The sequence below is a fragment of the Mesorhizobium sp. M1A.F.Ca.IN.020.04.1.1 genome, assembly GCF_003997315.1.
In the GTDB taxonomy this organism is placed as follows: Bacteria; Pseudomonadota; Alphaproteobacteria; order Rhizobiales; family Rhizobiaceae; genus Mesorhizobium.
Genome location: NZ_RZSN01000047.1, coordinates 1 through 14160, shown reverse-complemented (window position 1 = coordinate 14160; position 14160 = coordinate 1). Strand labels below are relative to the sequence as shown.

Annotated in this window: 17 protein-coding genes; 15 read left to right on the top strand and 2 right to left on the bottom strand. The window is 60.8% G+C overall.

The window, feature by feature from the left end:
• The first annotated feature begins 184 nt into the window (after positions 1-184).
• From EOA49_RS12420 to EOA49_RS12375, 10 genes are all read left to right on the top strand, one after another.
• On the top strand, positions 185-583 hold the full coding sequence (locus tag EOA49_RS12420) for a hypothetical protein (RefSeq protein ID WP_245322496.1): 399 nt from the start codon (positions 185-187) through the stop codon (positions 581-583).
• Between the two features lie 512 nt (positions 584-1095).
• Complete coding sequence (locus EOA49_RS12415) at positions 1096-1617, top strand: helix-turn-helix domain-containing protein (RefSeq protein ID WP_127241775.1); 522 nt, start codon at positions 1096-1098, stop codon at positions 1615-1617.
• The gene (locus EOA49_RS12410) at positions 1614-2387 is read left to right on the top strand and encodes a hypothetical protein (protein WP_127241776.1); all 774 of its coding nucleotides are present in this window, start codon (positions 1614-1616) and stop codon (positions 2385-2387) included. The genes EOA49_RS12415 and EOA49_RS12410 overlap by 4 nt, the downstream gene beginning before the upstream one ends.
• Positions 2351-2785, top strand: a complete 435-nt coding sequence (locus EOA49_RS12405) for a hypothetical protein (RefSeq protein ID WP_127241777.1) — start codon at positions 2351-2353, stop codon at positions 2783-2785. The genes EOA49_RS12410 and EOA49_RS12405 overlap by 37 nt, the downstream gene beginning before the upstream one ends.
• Positions 2782-3318, top strand: a complete 537-nt coding sequence (locus EOA49_RS12400) for a hypothetical protein (RefSeq protein WP_127241778.1) — start codon at positions 2782-2784, stop codon at positions 3316-3318. Before EOA49_RS12405 ends, EOA49_RS12400 begins: the two co-directional genes overlap by 4 nt.
• Before the next feature lie 15 nt (positions 3319-3333).
• Positions 3334-4533 (top strand): head maturation protease, ClpP-related, encoded by a 1200-nt coding sequence (locus tag EOA49_RS12395; protein ID WP_127243174.1) that lies wholly within the window; start codon positions 3334-3336, stop codon positions 4531-4533.
• Positions 4520-4699, top strand: coding sequence for a hypothetical protein (locus EOA49_RS12390; RefSeq protein ID WP_127242269.1), 180 nt, complete (start codon positions 4520-4522; stop codon positions 4697-4699). The genes EOA49_RS12395 and EOA49_RS12390 overlap by 14 nt, the downstream gene beginning before the upstream one ends.
• 234 nt (positions 4700-4933) lie before the next feature.
• The gene (locus EOA49_RS12385) at positions 4934-7183 is read left to right on the top strand and encodes a hypothetical protein (protein ID WP_127243173.1); all 2250 of its coding nucleotides are present in this window, start codon (positions 4934-4936) and stop codon (positions 7181-7183) included.
• Positions 7183-7491 (top strand): hypothetical protein, encoded by a 309-nt coding sequence (locus tag EOA49_RS12380; RefSeq protein WP_127240958.1) that lies wholly within the window; start codon positions 7183-7185, stop codon positions 7489-7491. The genes EOA49_RS12385 and EOA49_RS12380 overlap by 1 nt, the downstream gene beginning before the upstream one ends.
• 72 nt (positions 7492-7563) lie before the next feature.
• Positions 7564-8904, top strand: coding sequence for a LamG domain-containing protein (locus tag EOA49_RS12375; RefSeq protein ID WP_127240959.1), 1341 nt, complete (start codon positions 7564-7566; stop codon positions 8902-8904).
• Positions 8905-9050: 146 nt separating this feature from the next.
• On the opposite strand, the gene EOA49_RS12370 is transcribed toward EOA49_RS12375, so the two are convergent.
• Positions 9051-9737, bottom strand: a complete 687-nt coding sequence (locus tag EOA49_RS12370) for a hypothetical protein (protein WP_127240960.1) — start codon at positions 9735-9737, stop codon at positions 9051-9053.
• Entirely contained in the window at positions 9734-10378 is a 645-nt protein-coding gene (locus tag EOA49_RS12365) for a hypothetical protein (RefSeq protein WP_127240961.1), read from the bottom strand. Before EOA49_RS12365 ends, EOA49_RS12370 begins: the two co-directional genes overlap by 4 nt.
• A 553-nt stretch (positions 10379-10931) precedes the next feature.
• On the opposite strand from EOA49_RS12365, the gene EOA49_RS12360 reads away from it, so the two are divergent.
• The 5 genes from EOA49_RS12360 to EOA49_RS12340 all read left to right on the top strand — a co-directional run bounded on the left by EOA49_RS12360 (position 10932) and on the right by EOA49_RS12340 (position 14109).
• Positions 10932-11498 carry a hypothetical protein gene (locus EOA49_RS12360; protein ID WP_127240962.1) on the top strand — a complete coding sequence of 189 codons (567 nt, stop codon included), beginning with the start codon at positions 10932-10934 and terminating at the stop codon, positions 11496-11498.
• Between the two features lie 22 nt (positions 11499-11520).
• Entirely contained in the window at positions 11521-12024 is a 504-nt protein-coding gene (locus tag EOA49_RS12355) for a hypothetical protein (protein WP_127240963.1), read from the top strand.
• A gap of 150 nt (positions 12025-12174) precedes the next feature.
• Entirely contained in the window at positions 12175-12810 is a 636-nt protein-coding gene (locus EOA49_RS12350; protein ID WP_127240964.1) for a hypothetical protein, read from the top strand.
• A gap of 4 nt (positions 12811-12814) precedes the next feature.
• Positions 12815-13006, top strand: a complete 192-nt coding sequence (locus EOA49_RS12345) for a hypothetical protein (RefSeq protein ID WP_127240965.1) — start codon at positions 12815-12817, stop codon at positions 13004-13006.
• The gene (locus EOA49_RS12340; protein WP_127243172.1) at positions 13003-14109 is read left to right on the top strand and encodes a tyrosine-type recombinase/integrase; all 1107 of its coding nucleotides are present in this window, start codon (positions 13003-13005) and stop codon (positions 14107-14109) included. Before EOA49_RS12345 ends, EOA49_RS12340 begins: the two co-directional genes overlap by 4 nt.
• Positions 14110-14160: the final 51 nt, after the last annotated feature.

Below are 14160 nucleotides of genomic sequence, written 5' to 3'. Positions count from 1 at the left end.
GCGAGTTCATCTGCCAATGAGGCACGGCATTCGTTGAGGGAGGCGAAAACCCGAGGCGCCGTATTAAGCGGTTTGCAGATCGAAGCCTCGCCTGGGCTGCACAAAAGCAAAACCATCACCGCTGCCGTAGCCGGGTCCATCGTCGAAGCTCCTTTGTGGAGCTTTAAACGCTCGCGAAATCCATTTGTTTCAGATGTTGCTAAAATACGAGGCAATTCCCGGCGACCTCGGTGGCCGGGCCTGTCGATCCTCGGGAACAAGACGCGTTAGTTCGCTGTTATTATTAGCAGAGGCTAATACGATGCCTTTTTGCGTCACCAGTGCGACTTCGGATGCTGTTCTCGAAGCCAGGAACACTGACGCTGAGATCCTTGGAGTCGTCGACCTCGCCAACAAGACTGATGCCAAGATCGGCACCATGCGCCTGGGGGAAGCTATCCAGTTCGTTGCGAATGCATCCGTGCTTGGATACGGAGTTCGCGGAGCGATGGTGTTTTACGGAAAAGCAGGAACACCGAGCCTCAGGGCGAGAGAATGTGAGCAGTTGTGGGCGCTATATGGTTTCGCACTGCTTGAGCCATAATGTCTGACTCGAGGAGCGCTGGAAGGCGTTCACGTTATGAAAAGCGCCACCGGATGACACGAGCCGCTACGGATTCGCAGAGCGGGCCTATTTCGCGGTCACCGTCGGCCGAAATACGCAGTCGCTATTTGACGTTATTGGATGATTTGCCGGGAGAGGGTGCTAAGTCGCTGACATCTGCTGGTACGCCCAAGGGGCGTGACGGTTTCCAAGCTTTTCAACGGCTTAGCTTGTCCAACCGCCCCAACCAGCATCATTGAAAACATTAGCGTTTTCTCGGTGATGTCCAACCGCCTTCGCGAAATGCGAGGGGCAGTTCTGACGGCTATTTGCTCTGCCGAACAACGGGAAGGTTCGCTGCACCCCCTCGTCGCCCTTCAGCGGGCTTCTTGTCCATGTGCTCAAGCGAGCCAAGAGCTGGAAATCCCCGGAGCATGGGGTGATCCGCTCCCGCCGGCGATGGCTTCCGGGCCGATCGCCGGCGGGGGTCCGTTCGCCTGCGAGGTGCCGGCATGAGCCCCTCTGCCGCCTCCTCCAGGTCTTGGACCTGGCGTCACGCGATCATCAAATCGGACTTACAGCCGACCACGCGGCATTTGCTGCTGACCATCAGCTGCTTCATGAACGACCTCGGCGGCAGCTGCTTCCCGACGCAAGAACAGTTGGCGGTAGCTACGGGCCTCACCGATCGGGCGATCCGCAAGCACACGGAAATCGCGGTGGAAAAGGGATGGCTTAAGCGCCACCTGCACGGCTTCAAAGGACGCCGTTGGAGCAACTACGAATACCTCGCGATGTGGCCTGATGACCGGAACGACGTTCCGGCCTTGGCCGCCGAACGACCGGAACCACGTTCCGGTAAGACCGGAACCACGTTCCGCATGGACCGGAACGACGTTCCGACTACCACTCCATCCTCTTCCAAAACCACTCCAGAGCGCGCGCGTGGCGCGCGGCCCCCTCGTTTGAAGAAGAGATCGGCAGAAGGCAGCAATCCTATGATTGCAGTGCTCGACGAGGTTTTAGGTTCATGAGCGAAGACGTTTCGATCGGCCTGAAGGAACATCTGACGACGCTGTTCGCTAGCTATGACGTTCCCTTCGGCCAAGCAGGCGATGCAGCAGCAGCTAAGGTCGCTGGCTATATCATGGCGTGCAAAGGTCGCTCTCTCGACCTGGTGGGCAGGGCGGTCGGTGAGTTCATCGCCGGGGCCGTCGATCGGCCTGCTAATCGCCGGTTCAAGCTTCCGACATCCGAGGAGTTCGGCGCCCATATCAAGCTGCTGGCGAACGGTGATGGTTCGGTTGCTAACCCTCGCATCTATGCTCCGCCGTTCGGTCCACTGTGGGGCGTGAACCTGTATGCGCTTCTGCTCAATGGGCCAGACAAGAGCATGCCGGCACCGTCCCGTTTCGTCGCTGCCGAGATCGCAAAAGGCGGTGCCAGCGCGGAGCGCTACCGCCTCGAGCATCAGGCAAACAATGGGTTCAAGGCTGCGACCTTCGTGTTGCAGGACGCTGCCGATGCCAAGGGATGCACGGTCGACGAGAGGATGCAGCCGCTCGTAGCAATGTTCGAGCCGGTGCCGGCCGAGGCTACCGCCTTCAGCGAATGGAAGATCATCCATGTCGAGCGAGGATGGCCATGGCTTCCGCACCTCGGAAAGCAGCGTGTTGCCTACTTTCCGAAGGAAGGCAGGGAGGGGTTGGAGCGCCTGCGCCTGGCGATCGTCGAGATGTTGGCGGGTCCTCCCGACCCAAAAACCGTATGCGGGACGACGAAGTGCGTATCCGCTCCAGTCTGACGGTTTTCGGCAAGCCTAAAGACCAGCCTAAAGAACCCGCTAAAGTTGCAAGGAGCCTAAAGATGAAAATCGATCCGAGCCGGCTGAGGAACCTCAGTCAAATCAGAAGCCAGACCCTTGGAGCCATCTCCAAGCTCACCGACATGGGCAATGCGCTGAACCGGCAGCGTAATGAGGCTAGGGCGCTGATCGCCAGCCTCGAGGATCGCCTGAAAAGCGCACGCGACGAAACGCCGATCCGGGCGCAACTCGCGACCGCCAAGGCCGACCTCGCCAAGATCGAGGCCGACTTCGTCGCCAACAGTGCCGCGCTCGAATCGGCGCGGGAACGGTCCACGATGGCGGGCACCCTCTTTCGGGCCTGCGAGGAGTTCGCCGAAGGGAGGACGCGCGCATGAGCCTGATCTCGAAACTTTCCGGGGTGCTGAAGGCCACCAAGAGCGCCGCGGCAGAAGTCAAATCCGGCCTCGATCAGTTGCGCGCCCAAATCGCGGATTTGAAGAAAAGGCGTAGCCAACTCGAAATGGCGCCAGTCCCGAAGGAGGAAGCGCTGAAGCGCATTGACGCCTTGATGGATCATCTCACCGAACGGGCCGACATATTCCTCAGGGCAGAGCAGTTCACTGAGCGCGATAGGTACGTAATGCCGGCGCTTGGCCAGAACGCAGCGACAATTCTGCTCGGCTTCGCCGCGCCTTTGTTGCGGCAGCGTCTCGTCGAAAAGCTGTCCGAGACCTACGCTGCGGGCGACGGTCCGACGGCTGACGCGCACCGCCAATTACTCGCAAAATTCGATGCGGAGCTCCTCGACCTGGAGCTTGCCGAAGAATCGCTGGTGCGCGCCGCCGAGGCGGCCGGAATCGAGATCTTGCGGCGCGGCGACGCCGACCCCCGCGCGGTCCTTGCGGCCGATAGCTCACTGCCTTCCTGAAAGGAGAAAACGGAAATGGATGTGCTCATCAACGGCGAGATCGTTCTCTACGGAACGGTCGGCGCCAGGTTCCTGCCGGACGTCGAATATTTCAACGATGTCGATGTAAAAACGGCGCTCACCAAAATCGGCAAAAAGGACGTCAATGTCCGGATCAATTCCGGCGGCGGCATCGCCGACAATGGCGTCGCGATCTACAACCTGCTGAAGGAACATCCCGGCAAGGTAAAAGTATCGATAGATGGCGTGGCGGCCTCGGCGGCGTCCGTCATCGCGATGGCCGGCGATACGATCCTGATGCGGACCGGTGCCTTGATGATGGTCCACAAGGCCCAAAGCTTCTCGATCGGAAATTCCGACGATCATCAGAAGCAGATCGACGCACTGAAGGCGGTCGACGGCGGGATGGTCGACATCTATGCCCAGCGCACCGGGCGCCCGCGGGCTGATATCGAAGCCGAGATGGCGGCTGAAACCTGGATGAACGGCGACCAGGCCGTTTCGAAGAAATACGCCACCGGCGTAGAGACTTCTCCCTCGATGCGCGCTGCTGCCTTCGACTATCGCCTATACAGTCACGCGCCTGAACGCATGGTGGCCCTGGCGGCGATGCTGGCGGGTGAATGGACACCGCCCCCGGCGCCCGAACCGCCGCATACGAAGTTCTGGCAGTTCATCAAGTCACACGGCAAGGCTGCGGCCGCTCTCGCTGCCGCTTTCGACGCCGAATTCAAGGGCCAGCCTCTTGCCTCGAACATCGCCTTTGCCGAAATCTGGAATGCGGCCCAGCGTGGTGACGCCGCTGCGGATTGGGTGCCGACCCAGAGGCAGCAATTCGTGTCGATCGATGACGGTTCGATCGTCCAGGCGGAAGCGATTCGCCGCGAGATGACCGAGATGGCCGCCGCCTGCGCAATGATGGGGAAGCCCGAACGCGTCGTCGGCTTCATCCAAAGTGGATCCAGCGCCAAGGCCGCCGTCTCGACGCTTCAGGCCGAACGTGTTGCCTCCCAAGAAGCGATATTCTCGCACGCCACCGGCATGACGGCTGGCGGCCCTGCCTCTGGCAGGGACCAGGGCGAGATCGACCGCGGCTGGGCAGCGGCGATCGACACAGTCAACAAGAGGTACGGCATTCCGACGGCGCAGGAGATCTACGCCAAGCGCGCTGCCGCCCGCCAGGCACGTATGGAAACTCGCAATGATGGATACTGATTGGGCCGTGTTGGAGTTCCTCCGCGAGCATATCATCGGACGGACCGAGCCAGACAGGGTCTCGATCGGCGAGAGCCTGAAGAAGGAACATGCGGAGGTCTATGCCCTGGCGCTTAAGGCCGGCGCCACAGCCGTCGCAGCTCCTAGTTCGTCTGCGGCGCATTGATGCTCGCCTGGCTCGCCTTCGCCCTGTCTTGCGGCGTCGTCCTGACGGTGACGCTGCTGTGATGATCGCGCCGACCGAACATCACCTGGTCTGCGCGATCTGCGGCGGCGCGTTCGTTGCCGTCGTGCAGGGCCGCAAGCGCCCGCCAAGTGTGTGTTCCCAGCGTTGTCGGAAAGAGAGGATCAGGCGGGCCGGCAGGGCTCACCAGGCCGCCAAGAAAAAGGGATCGTGACCATGGCAAAGAACACCATCACCCAGCGCATCGCCCTTGATGGCGGCGACACCATCAAGGCGCAGCTGCTCGCCCTCGGAAAGCAGGGCGAGGAAGCTTTCAAGGCCATCCAGGCCGCGGCCAACAAGGCCGATTTCCAGAAATTCACGGCCAGCCTCTCACGGGTCAAGTCCGACCTCGCCACCGTTGGCAAGAACCTCGCCATCATCGGCACCGGTCTGGCAGCAGGTGCTACCGCTGCCGGCGCCGCCATCTTCGGCCTGGCCAAGTCATCCGGCGAGGCGGCCGATAATGCCGGCAAAAATGCTGAAAAGAGCGGCCTTTTGGTCGAATCCTACTCCAAGCTCGAGTTCGCCGCGAATATGGCCAATATCTCGACAGAGCAATTCGTCGGCGGCATGTCGAAACTCAACAAGGCCATCGCCGAAGCCGCCAAGGGCACGACGAAAGCAGGCGATGCGCTCGACGCGACCGGCGTCCATGTCACGCGCTTCGGAGGCGCGACACAGAAAGCGGCCGACGCCACTAAGCAGGCCGGCACCGTGTTCGATCGGCTCGGCGTGAAGATCCGAGACGCGAACGGCAACCTTCGGTCAAACGAGGCCATCCTGCTCGATGTCGCCGATGCCTTCGCTAAGATGCCGGACAGCGCGCTGAAATCGGCTCTGGCCATTGAACTATTCGGCAAGGCCGGCGCCGAGCTGCTGCCGTTCCTTAACCAGGCGAAGGCCGGCATCCTCGATCTCGGAAAGCAGGCGGAACAGCTTGGCATTGTCCTGACAAAGGATCAGGCGGCCATCGGCGATGCGCTCGGCGACAGTCTCGATTCGGTAAAGAAGGCAATCGCCGGCACGCGCCTGCAGCTCGGCCTCTTGTTCGCGCCGGGCATCACGGCCTTGGCCAACGGCTTCGCCAGCATCATCAACGAGAACCGTCAAGCGCTGGTCGACTTCGCGGACACGATCAATCGGAAAGTGCTGAGCGTCGTGGGTGATCTCCTGCACCTTCTCTCCGGCAACACCCAGGACATCAAAAATCCGTGGATCAAGGACTGGTCGGCGGCGATCGTGCAGTTCGGTTCGGATGTCGCCGGCGTTTTCAACGGCCTGGTGCTGCCAGCCCTCAGGGCCTTGCGCGCCGGCGCACAGTTCGTTGCGGATCAGATCAACAAGATCTTCGGCACCGACATCACCGGCGGCGAGCTCGCGCTCGGTGCCGCGGTGCTTTCCGTCGTGGGCGCATTCACCTTGCTCGGCTCGACGATCGCGGCGGTCGTGACGGGGATCGGCTTCCTCGCCGGCCTGGTAGGCGGCATTCCCTTGGCTATCGCAGCGGCGGCCGTGGCGGCCGGCGTGGCGATCGGCGTCTTCTGGGAGGACCTGAAGGCTGGCGCCGCTGCTGCCTGGCAATTCATCACGGACGGCGCCGCTGGCACGTGGCAGGCGATCGTAGACGGCGCCACGGGTCTCTGGGATAGCATCGTCGGCGCGTTCGACCAGGGCCAGCAAATGGCCGTCGATGCCTTCAACGGCATAGTCGACGCCATCGTGTCGGTCTGGAACAGTCTTATCGACAAGCTTGGCGCGATCGCTCAGCAAATCGTCGACCGCATCGCCGGATGGTTCGGCACACTGCCTCAGCGGATCACCAGCGTCTTCAACAGCCTGGTCAGCATCGCCAGCAGCGTGCTCAATCGCATTTCGTCTCTGGTCGACAGTATCGTTTCGAAGATCCAGTCGGCCATCAATTTGGCGAAGCAGCTCGTCGGCCTCGGCGGCGGCGACAGTGGCGGCGGTGGATCGACACAAGGATTTGCCCGTGGCGGTCATCTCGCCCGCGGGCCCGGCACCAGCACCAGCGACAGCATCCTCGCACGGCTCTCCGTCGGCGAATTCGTAGTGCAAGCGAAGATCGTCAAAGCGCTCGGAGCGGATTTCTTCCATGCAATCAACGCAGGGATGGACCCGCTCCGGGCCCTTCGCGGTTTCAGCATCGGCGGTCTTGCCGATGGCCTGACACAGGGCATGTCGGTGCAGCGCTTCGCCGGTGGTGGTCTCGCCACCGCGAACTTGGCGCCGGCCATGTCTTTCGGTTCGAGCAAGAGCGTGAGGACATTCAACCTCCAATATGGTCCGACGCGAGACGAAATGCTTCAGGCGATCGCAGAAGACGATGCTGTCGCCAAGTTCGGCCAATGGGCGATGGGCCAATCTCTCGCCAGCGCTGGCCGCACCCCTTCTAGGGGGCGCTGATGACCGAGAAACCTGAAGCATGGTGGCGGCCGACGACGCCGGAAGAGGCCGCCGAGCTTGCGAAGAACCAAGCTGACTTCAAGGTACAGTTCGGCAGCTTCGAAGCGGTGAACTTCGGGAAATACTGGCTCGGGGCATCGCAGGACGGCCAGTACCTCGCCTTTCAGTTTCACAGGCCCGACGGCTCGATCCATCGGTTCGCGCTTCACTGGCAGATGGTCGACGTGTTTTGGACGCAACTGGCCGTCGCGATCGACGAGATGGGCCAACGCCAATTCGCGCTGAAAGAGCCGGAGGGAAAGGCATGATGCCCGCGCTCGCCCTCATCGCATCGATCGCCGTCGTCGGCGCGCTCGTGTTGCACTGAAAGGAACGCGCGTATGTTTGTCCACATGCTCAACGGTGCTTCCGTTCCAGGTCGCGCGGTTGTCGTCGGCGGAGGTGGCGGATCGAGCGACGGCGGCTTCGTCGGCGAGCCTGTGGTGAGCACCACCGTAAGCGGTGGCACCACGATCAACGGCAAGATCAAGTCGGGCAGCTTCGGGAAATTCGTCTATCCCTTGGCCACGGTCGCTGCCGGCCGGCAATACACCTTCCGCTACACTCCGCACTTTGCCCAGCTAATGCAGCAAGGCAAATCGGCGATGGTGGGCTTCGGTTTCAAAACCGACAACGATTTCCATCTGGTTGGCCTCCGCGGTGATGGCTCGATGGGCCTCCACAAGTACAAGGTCTATGGCACGCCGCCAAATGGATGGAATCAGCAAACCGGCCACACGACATCGGACGGCGGAGCCTCGGCCAACGGCACCCAGAACGGTCCGAATTGGATTCGGCTGGTGATCTCGCCTGACGGCACGAGCTACACGTTCCAAACCAGCCCAGACGGCTCGACCTGGACCGACGAGTTCACAGGGGCGTCGCTGTCGCCGTTCAGCAATGTGCTAGGTGTGGCGACCTTTGGCGTCGCTCTTTGGTTCAGCAACAATGATGCTGGCCCGTTCTCGATCGAGATCGATCAATTCGCAGATGCCGCTGCGCCAACCGGCGATCCCTATTGGGCCAATGTCGTCCTGCTTGTCGGTTTCGATGGAGCTGATGGCGCGACTTCGGCGACCGACGACAGTCTCTCCGCTCATTCGCTGACATTCAACGGCAACGCGCAGCTCGACACAGGCGTCTCGCCGCCTTTTGGCACGGCCTCGCTGCTGGTTGATGGGAGTGGCGACTTTGTTTCGACCGCCGATAGCGCGGACTTTGATTTTGGGTCGGGAAACTTCACCATCGAAGCTTTCGTCAGGACGGTGGCGAATGCCAACAACCAGACGATCGTTTCGCAGTATGCATCGGTGGGAAGCGACAACGCTTGGGAGATGCAAGCCAACATCAGTCCCGGTTTGACAGGGCGGTTTTCGCCCTCGGGAACCAGCGGAACGAATGTCGGCGGCGGCGCGTCGCTTACGGCGACGACATGGCACCATGTTTGCTTCGAGCGTTCTGGGACCAAATACCGCCTCTACATAGACGGGACGATGGTCGGCTCCAACACAGACGGTTCGGCCCTCCACAATTCGGCCTACGGCCTGCGCATCGGTGCGCGTGACAACAACACCGGCTACTTCAATGGCCATATCAAGGAAATCCGCATCACCAAGGGCGTGGCGCGCTACAACAGCGACAGCGGCTTCACCGCGCCGACAGCGGCTTTCCCGAGGGGGTGATTTGGACGCTCTCTACCGGCAATTCTTCTCTACCGGCAATTCTTGCCGGTAGGAGAGCGCAACGCGTTGTAAGAGGGGGATTCACACCCGATTCGCTCCGCGCTATCATGGCGGCCATGGAAACGTCGCTCGACGACCTAACCCGCCTACTGAAAGCGCCGCAGCATGGCCTGCGCGACCGCTACGGCGCCTTCGCTCTGCAGCTGCTCGCCAACGTCGCCACGGGCCTCGCCCTCGGCGTTGGCTTCGCGATCGGCCGCGCCATCGCGGGTTAGAGGATTTGCCTGTCTAGGGAAATCCCGCCGGATCCTCGCGATTACCGTCCTTACCTGGCGTCTTGGTGCCCAATGCCGCCGGCCAAAGGTGTCTTCAAAGCCAACGTCGACGATGTTGTCATCTCTAAGGCTTTGGTGCTTAAAACCGAGCCGAACGCTGAAACTCTCCCCGACTTCGATATTCTTGGGGAGACCTCCGCTGAATGGCCCCTCGGTGAAGTCAAGCTGAAGTGGGAAGTTCGCGAGCGGATTCAGCAATCCATATTCGCTGCCGACCTTAAAGAGGGTCCTTAGAAAATAGGGGAGGGTACCCTGCTCTTCCTTGGGCCGAACGACTGCCGCGTATAGCGTGACGGCGCCTGGTCCGTAGTTCGTGGCACTTAGGTTCAAGAACGGCGGCGATTCGCCCGCTTTAGAAATCACAGTCATAACGGAAAACGAAGTTCGCACCTTCGCCTTTGGATAGATGAATTTCGACCAAACATTCCAGACGAAACCAGCAGCCGAAATACAGGCTGACATAAGACTGATCACCAATGCCCAGTCCGCTGTTGTCATGGTAACCTGTATTTGGAGGCGGCGGCTTCTAGGCCTGCTCTTAAGTTTTCATATGCTCTCTTATAGGCTCGGCCGATCTCTTTGTGTGAATCGCCCCAAGCCCAGATGTTCAAGCAGATGACGTCGCCTAGCGCGTCGCCGTTGGGCGGCGCGTTGGGCGGCGAGCCAGGCTTCTTCAAAGCCACGAACCCATGAGGCCAAAGGTTCCAGCCCCAACAAGCATCCTGCCAACCGGGATCGATCTGCTTCAGCTCGTTTTCAAGCACATGGCCAAAGCCGAGCAACCTCCTCTCGGGCACGTTGGCCTTGAGGTCGCGAAAGAAGATCGTCACACGACCTGTCAGTTGAAGGCCCTTGGTCGATTGCGACTGCTTGTTTCGCTTGATCGGCTTCATTCCGAAGTCGTTGGTCTCAAAGGGTACGCCGTCCGAATTCGCCCAAACCAAGAAGTCAAGGCTCGCCTCACGGGCAATGAGCCCGCCTTTGCCGATATCTTCCAGGTGCCGCGCCACCTCGTCGCGCGGCATGCCTTTGAAATCCGAGTAGTGATTGCGCTCGTTTGATACCTGCACGTCCCATGGGTGGTAACGACCCAGCCGCTGGGCCTCGTCGTCAAGCTTCCGGTCGAAATATGCGTACATGCTCGACCCCGAATCAGTGTTTCGCAGGGCAAGCACTGAAACAGGTCTCCCCGCGAAGGGGAAGCTTGACGGATTCGGCGAATACGTTCAGCGTGTCCGTGGGCTAGCAACCCGGACCGCGATAAGCAGCACCAGCGATTGGCGTCACTGGGCCTGCTGAGGCGCTTAGAAGCCTTGGCGGGCTTCGATGCGCATTGGAGCGCTTTGGCGAGCGCACCGCTTCTGGCCGTCGTATAGCACGGCCGGGGTCGATGCGCCATGTCCAGGGCGAAAGCCTAAAAGCACATCGGCTGGTCTCGCGGCCAGTTGCTAGCCCCGGCTTCGGCGACGCCCGCCGATAATGCGAAAACATTCCGGCAGGCATGTTTTCGGCCGGCCTAGCAAGTCCGGTTCGAACCGCGAGGAAATTCACATGTCGTTGACCATGAAACCGACCGTTAGTGGAGTAGCCGCCACCGCTCGACGGCTTGGGCTCGCCGCACGTTCCCTGATGCCTTGGAATAGGCCCTCGGCAGAGGAGGCGACCACCATGCAATCAGGAAAGGCGAGCTTCATGAACCAGGTGATCAACCGACGCACCATCTTTGCGGCAGCGCCAGCTGGCGTTGCGGGATTAGCCGCCACTGCCGCAACGGTGCCGGCTCACGTCCGCTATGGCATTCCGGACGTCCTCGACTTCGATCGCATCAACGAAAAGAAATTTGTCGAGACCGCTGCCGACCTCGTTCGGGTAGCCATGGCCCACATCCACGGGGGCACCTGGCGCGCCAAGGTCGACCATGAAAACCAGGTCGTGCTGGTCATATCAGAACAGCAGGCAAAGCCCACGCGATCGAGAGGAGAGGAGATCAAGGCCTGTATCGAGCGCCTGCACGACCTGCTTTGCGAAGAGACCGGCGACTTCTGGGGCATGTTTCTCTACCCGGAGACGAACATCGAGACGCCGGCAGGGTCGCGCCAACTCGCGATTTTTCCCATGCGCCGCTATCCGGAAGGACTGATCAATTACGATCGCCCAAATCGCGGGCTCCACGATCCGACCGGCATCACCGGCCAGCGGCTTCACTACGGCGAGCCGGTCGATCCTGTTTCACGGGGAGCAAATGCTGTAACAGGTTGAAGGTGTTAGCGGATTTAAGGACGTGAACCTAAAAGCGACAGCCTATCATGAGGCAGGCCACGCCGTTGTGGCCTTCCTCCAGTTTTTCAAAATCGAGTTCGCCACGATAAAGCCGGCGGGTGAAGCCGCCGGCATGGTCAAGTCCATGGCTCGTGGCAAGGTCGATCCGGATATTGCAACGCCTGCCATGCGCGCAAAGATAGAGGCGTTGATCATCGTCACGCTGGCGGGCGACATCGCCCAACGCAAGCACCAGGCCAAATCAGTCCGGCGGTGGCACGCCAGCGCTGACCGGCAGCAGGCCGCCGATCTGGCCCTGTCGATCTGCGGCAGCGGCGAAAGTGCCACAGCCTACCTTGCCTGGCTCGATATCGTCACCCGCAACATCGTCGAGGGCCGTTGGTCCGTGATCGAGCGGGTAGCCGCCGCGCTGTTGGAGCGGGAAACCTTGACCGGCGACGAGCTGCGCGCGGTGATCTTGGGTCCTATCGCGGCAAAAACCGAATGCGGGACAGCGAAGGGCTGATCTCCACCAGCCTGACCGGGTTTTCGGAGTCTTGACGAAAGCCTTGACAATTAGCTCTTGACGCTTGGGGAAAGGGCTATCAAATATCATTGATATTTCGACGGTTCGCGGTTATAAGCGTCAGTGACATTTATCGAAGGTCGCTGACCCATGGATCATCTGAATACGCCCAAGTTCACGCAACCTGACGTGCTCAAGCTCACTCGCGTAAAGCCGACGGCGCTGCAGAACTGGACCAACCGCAAGGCGATCGAACTGGCGGTGCAGAATCCTGGCTACGGCAAGCCTCGCCTCTACACGGCGCTCGATGTCGTCAAGATCGCAATCATGCGCCGCTTGGCTGACCTCCGCGTTGACCTTTCTGTCGCCAAGGAAATAGCCGAGGCGACCGCAATGATTGTAGCTGGTCCTCGCTTCGACGATACGCCTAGCTCGCTGTTAAAGTGGGACTCTTACCTTTTCATGCGGCCCGAAGAGGCCACGGAGAAGGTTATCGACCTTCAGATTGCCGCGACCTCTCCGCTAGAGGTGCTCGACAAGTATGGCCTTCTTGAAGGGCTTTCTCCCGAACACTGGCGCCTGACGCAGATCGCGTTTCATTTGGGCGAAGGCACTGGCCTCCGGCGTTCGGCTACGGCGGATCCATATGGCCCTATCGATGACGCGAAAAGACAGCAGTGGGCCGCGCAGGGCATTCACGCGGAACCGGTGATCATATTTCCGCTCGGCGAGATCGTTCGCAGCACGCTGCTTCAGGTCGAGTCGCTGGAAATGGAAGCGGAGTAGCCGGATGGCCAACCGCGCCGCCCGCATCACAGAAGCCGACGCCAGCCGCTTCCTCAAGGCGGCTAAGAGCGCTGGCTTCGAACGCGCGCGCATTGTTTCTCACCCTGATGGCCGCATCGAATGCACCGTCGAGATGCTGGCGCCAAGCGCCGAGCGCGGCGACAAGCCAAACGAATGGGACGAGGTGCTTGAATGAAGCGCCGCGCCGGCAATCCTTTTCCAGGCGTTACCCGTGTCGTCGATCGCCACGGCAAGGCGCGCTGGCGCTTTCGCATGAAGGGCGTTCCAGGAACCTACCTGCAGGGCGAATATGGGTCTGTCGAGTTCCGCAGGGCCTATGACGCCGCGGTTGCCGGCACGACGGCGCTTGTGGCGCCTTCCCGCCACCAGTACGGGACATTCGACTGGCTGATCGAGCACTACCGCCGTTCGCCGAAATGGAAGAAACTCCGGCCGATCTCGCAATTGAACCTCGGCAAGGAATTCGACCGTTTCAGCACCCTGCACGGCAAGAAACGCGTAGCAGCTCTGCGGACCGATCACGTCGAGGCCATCATCGGCAAGAAAGCGGACACGCCTGCGGCAGCGAATAGGCTGCTGAAGTTGCTGCGCCGTCTCTGCCGATTCGCCATCCGCAAAAAGCTGATCGTTGTCGACCCGACGATCGATGTTGAACGCTACCAGGAAAACCCCGACGGCTTCCACACATGGACTGAGGCCGAGATCCTGCAGTTCGAGGAATATCACGGCGTGTCGTCCAAGGCCGTGCTTGCCCTCCGCTTGATCCTCAACACCGGCGCGGCGCGCCAGGATGTCATTCGCCTTGGCTGGCAGAGCACAGGGGAGGGGCGCATCGCCTATCGGCGCCTCAAGACCGGCGGCGACGTAGACTTGCCAATTCTCGATGAACTGGCGGAAGTGCTGCGCCCGCTGCCGACCAACCGCCTGCTGTTCGTCACCCATACCGGCGACCGCGCCTATAAGCCGACCACGTTCGGCAATTGGTTCCATGATCAGTGCGTTGACGCCGGCCTGCCGCACTGCTCATCGCACGGCCTCCGCAAGGCTGGCGCCACGCGCCTGGCCGACGCCGGCGCAACCGAACTGGAGATCATGGCCTATCTCGGCCACCGCACGCCGGATGAGGCTCGAACCTACACGAAAAAGGCCAACCGCAAGCGCCTCGGCGACACCGGCATGGAGAAGGTGGCGAGGGCGAAAAGGGAACAAGGTTTGTCCAACCGCGTCGAAAGGTTGGACATTCATCGTCGCAAGGTTTTAAAAGAAAAGGGAAATTAAAGGAAGGTGGTGCGCCCAAGGGGAATCGAACCCCTGTTACCGCCGTGAAAG

Bases quoted from the DNA above. Each gene is read 5' to 3' on its own strand.
- EOA49_RS12380 (WP_127240958.1), top strand. From the start codon at position 7,183: ATGACCGAGAAACCTGAAGCATGGTGGCGGCCGACGACGCCGGAAGAG.
- EOA49_RS12415 (WP_127241775.1), top strand. From the start codon at position 1,096: ATGAGCCCCTCTGCCGCCTCCTCCAGGTCTTGGACCTGGCGTCACGCG.
- EOA49_RS12345 (WP_127240965.1), top strand. From the start codon at position 12,815: ATGGCCAACCGCGCCGCCCGCATCACAGAAGCCGACGCCAGCCGCTTC.
- EOA49_RS12360 (WP_127240962.1), top strand. From the start codon at position 10,932: ATGAACCAGGTGATCAACCGACGCACCATCTTTGCGGCAGCGCCAGCT.
- EOA49_RS12405 (WP_127241777.1), top strand. From the start codon at position 2,351: ATGCGGGACGACGAAGTGCGTATCCGCTCCAGTCTGACGGTTTTCGGC.
- EOA49_RS12400 (WP_127241778.1), top strand. From the start codon at position 2,782: ATGAGCCTGATCTCGAAACTTTCCGGGGTGCTGAAGGCCACCAAGAGC.
- EOA49_RS12370 (WP_127240960.1), bottom strand. From the start codon at position 9,737: ATGACAACAGCGGACTGGGCATTGGTGATCAGTCTTATGTCAGCCTGT.
- EOA49_RS12350 (WP_127240964.1), top strand. From the start codon at position 12,175: ATGGATCATCTGAATACGCCCAAGTTCACGCAACCTGACGTGCTCAAG.
- EOA49_RS12390 (WP_127242269.1), top strand. From the start codon at position 4,520: ATGATGGATACTGATTGGGCCGTGTTGGAGTTCCTCCGCGAGCATATC.
- EOA49_RS12410 (WP_127241776.1), top strand. From the start codon at position 1,614: ATGAGCGAAGACGTTTCGATCGGCCTGAAGGAACATCTGACGACGCTG.
- EOA49_RS12375 (WP_127240959.1), top strand. From the start codon at position 7,564: ATGTTTGTCCACATGCTCAACGGTGCTTCCGTTCCAGGTCGCGCGGTT.
- EOA49_RS12365 (WP_127240961.1), bottom strand. From the start codon at position 10,378: ATGTACGCATATTTCGACCGGAAGCTTGACGACGAGGCCCAGCGGCTG.
- EOA49_RS12395 (WP_127243174.1), top strand. From the start codon at position 3,334: ATGGATGTGCTCATCAACGGCGAGATCGTTCTCTACGGAACGGTCGGC.
- EOA49_RS12340 (WP_127243172.1), top strand. From the start codon at position 13,003: ATGAAGCGCCGCGCCGGCAATCCTTTTCCAGGCGTTACCCGTGTCGTC.
- EOA49_RS12385 (WP_127243173.1), top strand. From the start codon at position 4,934: ATGGCAAAGAACACCATCACCCAGCGCATCGCCCTTGATGGCGGCGAC.